This window comes from Psychrobacillus sp. 05T411, from assembly GCF_056396485.1.
In genome coordinates this window covers 286,959-299,270 of sequence record NZ_JBFTLO010000008.1, presented here as the reverse complement: position 1 = coordinate 299,270, position 12,312 = coordinate 286,959, and the positions used below count along the sequence as shown (strand labels likewise).

Here is a 12,312-nt window from a genome sequence, read left to right as displayed (position 1 = left end):
ATCCTGGGATATTCATGTTAAAATGCATTTGTACGTAGCTCCTTTTCATACTTGTTTCTCGACAATTCAAGTATAAAAGAAACAGAAGTTACGTGCATTTTTTTATGCACAATTGTAGGAAAACCCCAACAAATATTATAGAACCATTTTTTTTACATGAGTTAATTTCATATGAAAAAGAGAATCCTACTGAAAAGTCGACAAGCCAGCTTTTCAGTAGGAATTTGTATTAGTTGGTGAATAATCTAGTTATATTTACTTATTTTGTAATGTCGAATTTTGGTGATTAGGGAAGCGCCAATCAAAAAAGACGTTTCATATTCGGATATGAAACGCCTTTTTTGATATTGCTTTCATATACTTTTAAAAACGTAAGTTATTTAATGCCCTTTTGTCATACGCTACTGCTTTTATTGCAGCATAATATGACATTTGAAGTTCTTCAATTATTTCTGCAACCGATTGAATTTTTTTTATCGAACCAATTCCTTGTCCGGCCCCCCATATATCCTTCCAAGCTTTAATATGATTGTTATTACTTCTAGTAGAAAAATCCATCTCATTCTTATCTTTTAGATTACTAGGGTCTAGTCCCGCTTTTTTAATACTTGGAATAAGATAATTCGCATGAATACCGCTGAACACATCGGTGTATAAGACATCTTCAATTGTCGAATGAATAACCATTCCTTTATATTCATCCACCGCTAAACTTTCTTCAGTAGCAATGAACCTGGATCCCATATATACAAGATCTGCTCCCAATACTTCAGCTGCGAGAATATCTTGCCCTGTTGAGACTCCTCCAGCCAAGATAATAGGTCCATCCCAAAACTCCTTTACCTCATGGATAAAGGAAATTGGATTTAAGGTTCCAGCATGTCCGCCCGCTCCGTTAGAAACGAGAATCAATCCATCGCTTCCCTTTTCTATTGCTTTTTTAGCAAACTTAATATTAATCACATCCGATAAAACTATACCTCCATATTCGTGTACAACCTCCACCACTGGACTCGGATCCCCCAACGAAGTAATGACAATCGGCGGCTCATATTTTTTTAATAGTTTCAGGTCTTCAGTATATCTTTTGTTAGTACGATGGCAAATAAAATTAACTGCCCATGGAGCTATCTTTTCATTTGGCTTTTTCATCTTTAAAGCTTCTAATTCATCTGTAATCTGAATCATCCACTCTTCTAAAATTTCGTTTGTTCGGGCATTCAATGCGGGAAATGAACCCACAATCCCCGCGCTGCAAGCTTTAATAACCATATTGGGGTTTGAAATCAAAAACATTGGGGCCAGTATAATCGGCATCTTTAAAGAATCTTTAATAGTGGCAATCGTTTTTTTTGGCATTCGAATAGTAGCTCCTTAGTCATTTTTAGTGAAAAATTTTTTCTAAATACGTTAAATCCCTTAAAGCATTAATTAAGCATTAGTAATAGTCCCCTTATATAAAATAAAGACCCTAGTATAAATACAGGGTCCAAAATTATAGGATTCTAGTTATATTAAACGAATTCTATTTCATTTAATAATGTTTCTATCACATGTTGCGATATTGGTTCCCAGTTAACAATCTTATCAAAAGAATCTAGTAGAGACTTGTCTACCGAATATGCATCGTCAAAACCGTTTGAAAGGAAATAACGGCATAAGTACTGAATAGCCAAAAATAGTTTTCGGTAACTTTTTTGGTTGGTAACTTCAAAATCTGCTTCTTCAAGTAACAAACTGGCTGCGTAAATATGATACATACGATTCATTATTTTTTTAGCATGCAACTCACGTTCTGAGCCTTCTATCTTAACAATTCGTTTAGTTTGTTCTTGGATGTTACCAGCAATCGAACGCAACTGTTTTCCCACTCGCTTTGAAAAAGGGTTATTAACATTCGCGAGACGTCCAAAGATATCATTAAAGAAGATATCCCCAACTTTATCTTTTGTTAAAGATCTTAATACATCCAATGCCAATATATTTGTCGTGCCTTCCCAAATAGAGCCTACATGGGCATCGCGGACTAGTTTCGAATTTACCCAGTCTTCAATGTACCCGTTTCCCCCTCTTACCTCCATTGCTTCAGCCGTTAAATACCTTGCCCTTTTACATATATATCCCTTTAGTAATGGTGTTAATATGCGCAATAGAGCTTGGTTCTTTTCAGAGTCCTTATCGGCTTTGGAATATATCTCGGCAGTATGCAAAACGATGGATGTAGTTGTCTCACTATCCAGTAGAAGTTCAAAGAGAGTTTCTCTCATCAATGGGAATTCAGACAAGTTACTTCCGAAAGAAGAGCGACCACGAGCATATTCCAGCGCTTCCAAATAACTTCGTCTAATCATTCCTGTTGACCGAACTGCATTTGAGAGACGTGATGAGTTTACCATTGCCATCATTTGCCTAAACCCATTTTTTATATCTCCTACCTCATATCCGACTGCACCTTCAAAGCTTATTTCGCCTGAAGCCATACTTAGTGTACCCATTTTATCTTTTAAACGATTAATTCGATATCGATTCAATGTATTATCTTCTAACTTTCGAGGTACTAAAAACATACCAAGACCTTTTGTTCCAACTGGGGTGTTTTCCGGTCTTGCCAAAACTAGTGCAATGTCTGCAGAAGGATTTGAACAAAACCATTTATCTCCCCATAGTTCCCAATGATTCCCTACCTTTTTGGCTTTCATTGTATTCGCACCAACGTCGGAACCTCCCTGCTTCTCAGTCATAAACTGAGCTCCGGTCCATAGTTCATCAATATCTGTACTCGTAAGGTGAGGAAGGTATTTTTGTTTCATTTCCTCACTTGCGTATTTTTCCAATACTCGTGCTGCTGAATCCGTCATACTCATCGGGCAAAGCAATCCAAACTCTGCTTGAGCAAATAAGTACCAGAACGCATATTTTAAAACATAAGGAAATTCTTCTGGCCATCCCATTACACCAGATTTATGTGACATAGCCACCATACTGAATTTACTGTACCCCAAATGTTCCATTTCATGGTAAGAAGGATGAAACTCAATTTTATCAATCCGATTTCCTTTTGCATCATAAGATTGCAGTTTCGGAGCATTTTTATCTGCTGTACGAGATAGTTGATCGAGTTTATTTCCAGCGATTTCCCCCAACTCAGCAAGCAGCGGTTTTGCACGATTAAAGTCTTCATCAGAAAGATACCGTTTTAACAGAAATATTAAGTTTTGATCTACATCAAAATAATTAAGCCCTGTTGTATCAGGCATTTTTCCAACAAATTCATTTTTTAGTAATGAAGTCACCGACATTGAGCATACCTCCATTTTAGTAAAATTATCTTTTATATAAATGAAAAAGCTCTATACAGCAAAATACAAATTCACAAGAGACTTAGGGATGAATCCCAGTAAATCCACAGAAATAATTCTTAATTTTTCACCAAGCTTCTTGGTATCTAACAGTTCCCATTATCATCTTTAATTAAGCCAATCAATGAATTTAGTTCAACTATTTTAAACATGGCACTTAATTTTTGTTATTTCCACTATTCTACCTCTGTCATTCATCCCTGTTTCAAGGTTAAGACATCAAACTTTACTAGCCAGCTTTACAGTATAATCTGTATTCTCCTCAATGAAATCAAATAGTTTTTGACCAACACTATCTTTCCTACCCATCTCAATTTCTTCTACAATATGGGCAACCAAACCAACAGCTCTAGCCGCTACAGCAAAAGATTTCATTACACGATGATCGAAATCCATATCTGCAAGAACGGCACCTATTGCTCCAACTGCATTTAAAGTGATTGACTTCCCTTTACTAGCATTGAACTGTTTACTAATTTCGTTTATTACTTCCGAATTTTTCTTATAAAAACCAAGTTCTTTTGCGAGTTCGAATAATTTTATCGTTCTTGGATCAACCGGTTTATGGATTGGATGTCCAAATCCCGGTAATTGAAGACCCTGCTCAGCACGATCGGCCAATATTAAAGCGGCAAGTTCGCTAGCACTTTTATCTTCTCCATGTTTCTGGAAGCCCTTTTCTAACATTTCTGCAACTTGTTCCATTGCCCCTAAATATACCGAACCAGCACCCAATAACCCTGCTGCTACTGCTGCTTGAACTGCTTCTGGTGCTCCCAAGTACGTCAGTCTTGTGGAGATTGAGCTTGGTGTAAAACCATGTTCGCAAATTGCGACCATTACTGCATTCAACATTCTTGATTCATTTTCGGTTGGTTTCCTATGTTTAGCACCTAGAAACGCCATATCAGCAAGTGTAATTGACCCCATCAAGTCCTCAACAAGGTCATATCCATGTACAAAAATCTTATCCGTATGTGAAATACCCACTTTTGTTTCAAATTTCATCTTTATTCCTCCTAGTTTGGTTTGATATTAGACGGTCACTAACTCTATTTTGGAATTATATTTTTTTCGTAATTGCCCAGCAATGATATTTTTTTGGATTTCTGAAGTTCCTTCATAAATTCTTGTTATTCTTGCATCTCGATAAAATCGCTCTATTGGATATGACTGCATGTATCCAAGACCACCATGAATTTGAACGGCTTTATCCGCAATTCTTCCATATACTTCTGAACCAAGCAGTTTAGCCATAGAAGCTTCTTTAATAACATTCATTCCTTGATCAACCATCCAAGCTACTCTATAAGTCAAACTACGAAGAGTTTCAATTTCTAAATCCATTTCTGCCAAGTAATGTTGGATTACTTGCTGTTCGAAAATGGGTTTACCAAATTGAACTCGTTCCATTGCAAAGTCAACAGAAAGTTCTAATAACCTTACACATGATCCGAGATTTCGTGCAGCAAGCCCTGCTCTACCATTTGCAAGAATTTTCAAGGCATTCACATACCCCATGCCCTCTTCACCTAATACATCTTCAATCGGTACTTCACAATTTTCGAAGAATAGCTCCACTGAATGTGCACCTCGCAGACCCATTTTCGCTTCATTCTTCCCGATTTTTAATCCAGGATTATCTTTATTTATAATGAATGATGTAATACCTTTAGCTCCTTTGCCACTATCCGTTACAGCCATAACCGTGAAAATACTGGCAATGGGAGCGTTGGTAATATAATGTTTTGAACCATTTAAGATATATTTATCTCCATGACGTACTGCCACTGTTTTAAGGTTTGAAGCATCGGAACCAGCACTAGGTTCGGTTAAGGCAAACGCACCGATAAATTCTCCTGAAGCCATTTTGGGTAAATACTTTCTTTTTTGTTCCTCAGTTCCCATTTCAACAATTCCAACAGTACCTATTCCTGTGTGGCCTCCAATAACGGTTGTATAACCATTCGCTGTCTTACCCAGTTCTTCAAAAATAGCACATTTCCCTACCATGCCAATTCCGAGTCCCCCGTATTCTGCAGGAATACTTAAACCAAATAGGCCAAGTTCCTTGCTTTTATCCATAATGGACTTAGGAATCTCGTCATCTAGCTCAATTTGATTAGCAAGAGGATCTACCTCATTGTATACAAAATCACGTACAGTTCTGGTTATATTCTTTATATCTTCAGATAATTCAAAGTTCAAAATTACTACCTCCCATGTGTTTAGTTCAATTTTCTTCTTTCTTTTTTAAAAGTGAAAAAATACCAACAGCATTTGCAATTATAAGACCTTCTTCATCCAAAACCTCTGATTCCACGTATTGTATTCTACTTTTAGAACTAACAACATTAGCTGTGGCATAAACTGTTTTCCCTAAAATTACTGGGTTAATGAAATTTGTAGTAAGTGATACTGTAGTAACTAGGTCCGGTTGTAAAGAGCGCAATGTTGAGGAAATGGCTACATCCAATAAAGAAACAATTGCACCACCATGAAGCGTATTATTATTATTCAAGACTTTTTCTGTTACAACGAGTTTTACACATACATCACCTTGAACCAAGGAATGAAAGGTGATGCCAAGATTCTTCCAATAGGGAGAACTCTCAAAATGGTTTTTTAACCATTCCAAGTAGTCTGTATCTGTTTTCATCAAAGCTTTTCACTCCTTATTGATTTGATACCAAGTATGCAGATTCCACTTCGTCCCAAACAAATAATCCATCAAGCGCGATTATCCCTTCTCCTTCTTTCAGCACAACGACCGGATTAATATCCATTTCCTTCAATGTTCCGTTTTGCTGGTCGACATAATCGGAAATTTTGACGAGCGCACCAACAAATTCCTCTATATCAAATCTTTTTTGTCCACGCGTTCCTAATAGCATAGGATATCCTTTTAATTCCTTCACCATCGTATTTGCTTCTTCATTTGTAATCGGAATGTGACGTATCGAAATGTCTTTTAAGACTTCAATAAATATTCCGCCTAAACCGCAAACTAGGAAACTACCAAATTGCTGATCACTCTTTACTCCTATGAACATTTCAACTCCATTTTTATCTAACATCTCTTCAAGTAATACACCTTGGATATGTGCGTTAGGGTTATAATTTTTACCCGCTTCCATTATGTCCATAAAAGCTTGCTTGGCTTCGTCAATATTCTGAATACCTAATTTGACGCCACCAGCATCTGTCTTATGCAAAATATCTTTGGATATAATTTTCGCAACCAGTGGAAATTTAAGTCCCTTCACATAACTATCTATCTGTCCAACCGATTGGATTTCAGTGTTTCCAGGAACTCTGATATCCAGTTGTTTCAAGAGAATTTTTGACTCAACTTCGGTCCAAACTCGAGTTTTAGCTTGCTCATTCTCTAGCTTGTAAGCATGAGTAACGGGACTACTTAAATTTGTCTCTTTCTGATAAAATTCAGAAAGCTCCGCCAAGTGTTTAACGGCCAACATTGTATCATAAGTCGTTTTATAAACCGGAACACCATTTTCTCGTAAAACCTGCCTACCTTTACCAGTCAATTCTTCGGTTCCTGTTACTGTTACGATAATCGGCTTTTCTTCCCGTTTATCAATTTCTACAATTTTTCTGCAAATCTGTTCACCTAACACTCCACCAAAGGTAGTTTGAATAACTATAATATCGGTATTGTCATCTTTCACCAAAGTTTCTACTGTTTCAGTTAAAATATGCTGCTCTTTTAATGCTTGTGCCGTAACATCAATTGGGTTCAATGCTGAACCATAAGAGGGGATTGTGGCATCAATTTTTTCTTTCGTTTCTCCTTGCAATGGTTCCAGAATTAAACCAAACTCCTCACTGAAATCAGCCATCGCAATTCCTGCCGCTCCAGAGTTTGAAATCGTTACAACTTTCCTGCCATTTGCCCATTTTCTTCTGGAGACAATCTTCATGACATCAATCATTTCGTCAATGTCTTTAACAGTAATAATGCCGTATTGTTTAGCGATTACTTGGAACATTTCTTCCGATCCCGCCAATGAAGCTGTATGGGACGAAGCTGCTTCCTTCCCAATTGCAGACTTACCTGCCTTGAGGATAATCAATGGTTTTTTCAATAGTTTTGCACGTTTTGCTACCGTTATTAGATGTTGCCCATTAGGGATTCCTTCCATATAGGCCGCAATTACCGTAGTTTCATCATCTTCGAGCATGAATTCGATTGAATCCACGGTGGAAACATCCATTTCGTTCCCGGTATTTATCACATATGTGAACCCAAGGTTTTCTTCTTGAGCTAAACCAAAGACGGAAAACCCAAGTGCTCCGCTCTGTGAAGCAAGTCCAATGTTTCCTCTGACAAACCCATTTTCAGCCTCCATTGAAGTCGCAAACCCCATTGGAATACCGTCCTTTACATTTAAACACCCGACACTATTGGGCCCAATTATACGAATATCATTCTCTTGCGCCATCTTCGCTACTTCATTCTGAATCTCTTTTCCGCTTTCCCCAATTTCGGCAAAGCCAGAACTGAAAAGCAAGATATTTTTGACATTTTTTGAAATACATTCGTTCATTATGGAGATTAAACGGGAAGCGGAAACTGCAATCATTGCCAAATCCACTTTTCCCGGAATATCTAAAATACTGTCAAAACATTTATATCCTTCAATTGCATCGTATCTTGGATTTACAGGAAAAATTTCCCCCTTAAAATTACTATGAATTAGATTTTTCATAGGTTTTCCACTAATTGTTGTAAAGTCTGCAGAAGCACCTATAATTGCAATTGATTTAGGATGAAAAAAATCTTTTAATTCTCTAGTAGACATAAATAAATCCTCCTTTGTTTAACAGATATTATTAAACTATTACATTCACAGGTTGGTTAACTTTAAGTAGCTATCTCTTTGGATTGGAGTGCGCTCTTATTACTCATTCGAATTGCCATTAGTAGAATTATCGATATACCAATTCCTATTAAGCTCGAAAGAAGGAATGGGGCAATAATTAATAAAGAAGTCAGTCCTAAAACAATTCGAAGCACTTTGCTTCTAATATCTCCCGCCCATAAAACGTAACCTTCCAAGGCTGATGAAAGTAAGAATATTCCTATTATCGCAGTTCCCACAACCATAATTACTTCCGGTAAAGAAGCTCGACCTATTAATGCAGGATTGTATACTATGATGAATGGAACAATAAAAGTGACAATACCCAGTCGGACTGATGTAAACCCTGTCTTCATCGGATTTGCATCCGCAATCCCTGCTGCTGCGAAAGAAGCAAGTGCCACTGGTGGTGTAATATAGGAAACTGTAGCCCAATACAAAACAAATAAGTGAGCAGCAACTGGGTCAATCCCGAACTGTACCAATGCTGGAGCCATTACCACTGCAAGGAAAATATACACTGCCGAAACTGTCATACCCATTCCAAGGATAAAACTAGTTATCGCACCTGCCACTAATATCAAGAACATATTATCGCCAGCTACAGAAACTAGTTCCCTAGCGAACGAAAATGAAACACCAGTAATTGATAATGCGCCAACGATAAAGCCAATTCCCGCAATTAAGCATGTTAATTCTGAAAGTATTTTACCCGCATCCAATGCCAGGCTATATAGTTTCTTCATATTAAAACGTGTTTCTTTCTTAATCATAGCAAGTGCAAAAAGAAGAATACTTACATAGAATGGTGCCTGACCTTCGTTTCGCATTACCACTAACAAGTAAGTCAGCAAAACTAATGCGATTAGAAATGGCCATCCTTGCTTTAAGGTTGACGCGAAAGAAGGCAGGTTTGATTTCGGAATTCCTTTTAATTTGTTTTTTGCTGCATATCCATCCGCTTGGATCAGAAGGGCAAAAAAGTAAAGGAAAGCAGGGATTGCCGCTGCCATAGCGATTTCCACATATGGAACACCTATGAATGACGCCATAATAAAAGCAGCTGACCCCATGATTGGTGGGGTGATTGTTCCACCAGTTGATGCGGTTGCTTCAATAGCCCCTGCATAATGAGCTGGATAGCCTGCCTTTTTCATGGAAGGAATTGTCATCGCACCTGTTGTAATTGTATTTGAAATGGCACTCCCGCTTAACATTCCGAAAAAAGCACTACTAATTACAGCTACTTTCGCTGGACCCCCACGATACCTACCAAAAAGAGATTGCGCTAGGTTGAAGAAAAAATCCCCTCCACCAGAAGCCGTCAAAACAACACCAAATAGCATGAAACCAATCAATAATGATCCAACCGTGTCAAATGGGATACCGATAACGCTATTCGTACTCATTACATGATTTCTTGCTGTTGTAAGAAAATCAAAAGACTGTCCCGACAAGAATCCAATGGGAACAGAACCTGAAATCAAAGGATAAAAAGAAAAAGCTGCACTAATTATMATAATTGGAAGACCAGCTACACGACGAAGTGCTTCAAGTATAATAAACCAAAAAACAACACTAAATACTGTGGCCAAAGCAGGTGAAATATACTCCCATCCCTCACTAATAATTCTTTGTGCGTTTACTCCCATATAAAGCGGAATTCCAAATGAAAGAACAACCAATAAGACGTCATACCATCGAACACTTTTATTCTCCATCTTTTTGCTAAATGGATGAAGAATAAAGGCGATGGGCATGAACATTGCTATGAGAAAATATAGATAAGCTGAATTAATTGGTTTAATGCCAAATATCCCAAGGTAAAATAATTGGTTTACGGTTATTAATATACCTAACACGGTTAGTACGGTAACTATACCGCCCCAAAACTTTGTAATTCTAGGCTTCATTTTCTACACCGCTTTCTTTTTAGTAATACGCACCGAAGTTTTACCTTCGATGCATAATCTCAAATTTATTTAACTAGTTCGCTCTTCATTTTCATCCAATATTCCGGAAAATCTTTTTCACTAATACTTTCTTGCTTTGCCTTTTCGACTGTTTGATCCCAAGCCTCTTTCAATTTCTTAGATCGCTCGATTAACTCCTCGTTTTTAGTTTGATACTCTTCAGTCCATAATCCTTGCTCTTCTAGAAACTTAATGGTTCCTTCATGTACCGGTACTCCGAAAGGTTCTACTAGAATACTATCTTTGCCCCAGTTATGAAGATTAGCCGCAGCTCCAACCCAATCATCAAATGTTTCATCCATTGCTTTTACATATGCATATATGCTCTCCGCACTTTGGTCTGCATATGAAACTACAGGATAACCATAACCCATAATTGTTACTGGGTTTTCCTTCGTCATGCCCGCACCATTTTCCATCGGACTAGGAACTACCCATGGAGCGATTTTCTGAACACGTTCCCAACCTTCCTTATCATTCTCAGCCATTTGAATCCATTTTATTGGTTCCATACTTTCTAATTCTAGTAATACTGATGCTGTTGGATTCATGAATATAACTTCAATTTGTCCATTTTTTAATGCATCAGCTTGACCACCATAACTCGACAACTCAACTTTCTCCACGTCATCCCAAGTTAAATTAGCAAATGCTAACGCAGCTTCAGCTTTTAGATTCACTGACATGTTCCCTGTAATAAAAGGTACTTTCTTGCCTTTTAAATCTGCAATTGTTTCAATACCGGATTTTTCTAGACCAACAAATCCGAGATAGCTGAAAGGTGCCCAAACGACTCTCATATCTTGTGGACCCCATGCCTTAGTAGCAAATTCATAATTGCCCTCAAACGCAAATTGGTATTCATCACCCAAACGTCCAGTTTCCGCCATACCGTTTTTCATTGGTTGCATTCTTCCTACACCACTTGAAGATGGTAAAAGGCGGATTTGCGTACCATATTTTTTTGCCATTCCATCTGCAATAGCGGTAGATTCTATATATCCTCCCGAGCCTACATCATATACACTCCAAACCATTTGATCAGCTAAACCTTCTATTGATCCATCTTTAGTTGAAGTCCCTTTTACACTTCCTTCACCGCTAGCTGCTGAGTTTCCACAAGCTCCTATTATTAATGTGAAAATTAATAGTAACAATATTCCCAATTTGTTTTTCAACATTGAATTCCGCCCCTTCGATTCATATGTTATATTCTCCCGTACTAATATTCTTCATTATTACTAATTCAGGTTGCTTTCATAAATTAATTGGAATGGTAATGCTACATTGATCGGCCACCGGCAACCTCGATAACAGTACCAGTAATGTAATTTGAGTATTCTGAGCAAAGGAATACAACTGCATTTGCAACATCTTCAGGCTGCCCCGGTCTTTGTAATGGAATTTCTAATATCCTTGCTTGTCGCACATCCTCTGGCATGGCGCGTGTCATCTCAGAGTCTATAAAACCCGGTTGAATTGCATTGACGTTTATTTGATATCTAGCAGACTCTCTTGCAGCAACCTTTGTCATTGCTACAATTCCTGCCTTTGCTCCTGCATAATTCACTTGTCCCATATTTCCAATCTTTCCTGATATTGAGGAGATGTTTACAATTTTACCTTTTCTTTTTTTTCTCATATGCAAAGAAGCTGCTTGCATACATAAAAATGTCCCTTTCATGTGCACTTGAATAACTTGATCGAAGTGCTCTTCGGTCATTTTATGCATCATCGCGTCACGAGTAATTCCAGCATTGTTTACTAGAATGTCCAAATCTCCAAATATTTCAATAGTCTTATTAACCAATTGGTATACATCATCCTTATTGCTAACATTTACTTTGCAGGCAATCGCCTTTCTTCCCAGCTTTTCAATCTCTTTCACAACACTGTCCGCGGCMTCCAAGTTCATATCGGCTACCATAATATCTGCACCATGTTTTGCAAGAGTCAATGCTGTATCTCTTCCAATTCCTTGTCCACTACCCGTTACAATCGCAACCTTATTTGCTAGATTCATATAATAAGACCTACTCTCCGAATAATTTGATCAATACTACTCTCCAATTAATGGATTACATAATATTGCTAAAC

General features: G+C 37.6%; 9 protein-coding genes. All 9 read right to left on the bottom strand.

Translation table 11 applies throughout. The features are described from left to right. Nucleotides 1–363: 363 nt before the first annotated feature. The 9 genes from AC1DFT_RS09255 to fabG all read right to left on the bottom strand — a co-directional run bounded on the left by AC1DFT_RS09255 (nucleotide 364) and on the right by fabG (nucleotide 12,238). Nucleotides 364–1,359 carry an NAD(P)H-dependent flavin oxidoreductase gene (locus AC1DFT_RS09255; RefSeq protein WP_477918893.1) on the bottom strand — a complete coding sequence of 332 codons (996 nt, stop codon included), beginning with the start codon at nucleotides 1,357–1,359 and terminating at the stop codon, nucleotides 364–366. 155 nt (nucleotides 1,360–1,514) lie between these two features. After that, nucleotides 1,515–3,299 carry an acyl-CoA dehydrogenase family protein gene (locus tag AC1DFT_RS09250; protein WP_477918892.1) on the bottom strand — a complete coding sequence of 595 codons (1,785 nt, stop codon included), beginning with the start codon at nucleotides 3,297–3,299 and terminating at the stop codon, nucleotides 1,515–1,517. Between the two features lie 279 nt (nucleotides 3,300–3,578). Further along, a complete protein-coding gene (locus AC1DFT_RS09245) occupies nucleotides 3,579–4,367 on the bottom strand; it encodes a citryl-CoA lyase (RefSeq protein ID WP_477918891.1) in 789 nt (262 codons plus the stop codon). 27 nt (nucleotides 4,368–4,394) lie between these two features. Further along, nucleotides 4,395–5,567 carry an acyl-CoA dehydrogenase family protein gene (locus AC1DFT_RS09240; RefSeq protein ID WP_477918890.1) on the bottom strand — a complete coding sequence of 391 codons (1,173 nt, stop codon included), beginning with the start codon at nucleotides 5,565–5,567 and terminating at the stop codon, nucleotides 4,395–4,397. A 25-nt stretch (nucleotides 5,568–5,592) separates the two neighbouring features. Next, nucleotides 5,593–6,018, bottom strand: a complete 426-nt coding sequence (locus AC1DFT_RS09235) for a PaaI family thioesterase (RefSeq protein ID WP_477918906.1) — start codon at nucleotides 6,016–6,018, stop codon at nucleotides 5,593–5,595. Between the two features lie 16 nt (nucleotides 6,019–6,034). Continuing rightward, nucleotides 6,035–8,182, bottom strand: coding sequence for an acetate--CoA ligase family protein (locus tag AC1DFT_RS09230; protein ID WP_477918889.1), 2,148 nt, complete (start codon nucleotides 8,180–8,182; stop codon nucleotides 6,035–6,037). Between the two features lie 62 nt (nucleotides 8,183–8,244). Then, entirely contained in the window at nucleotides 8,245–10,155 is a 1,911-nt protein-coding gene (locus AC1DFT_RS09225; RefSeq protein ID WP_477918888.1) for a TRAP transporter permease, read from the bottom strand. A 65-nt stretch (nucleotides 10,156–10,220) separates the two neighbouring features. Then, nucleotides 10,221–11,396, bottom strand: coding sequence for a TAXI family TRAP transporter solute-binding subunit (locus AC1DFT_RS09220; RefSeq protein WP_477918887.1), 1,176 nt, complete (start codon nucleotides 11,394–11,396; stop codon nucleotides 10,221–10,223). 101 nt (nucleotides 11,397–11,497) lie between these two features. Then, complete coding sequence (gene fabG / locus AC1DFT_RS09215; protein ID WP_477918886.1) at nucleotides 11,498–12,238, bottom strand: 3-oxoacyl-ACP reductase FabG; 741 nt, start codon at nucleotides 12,236–12,238, stop codon at nucleotides 11,498–11,500. Nucleotides 12,239–12,312 lie beyond the last annotated feature (74 nt).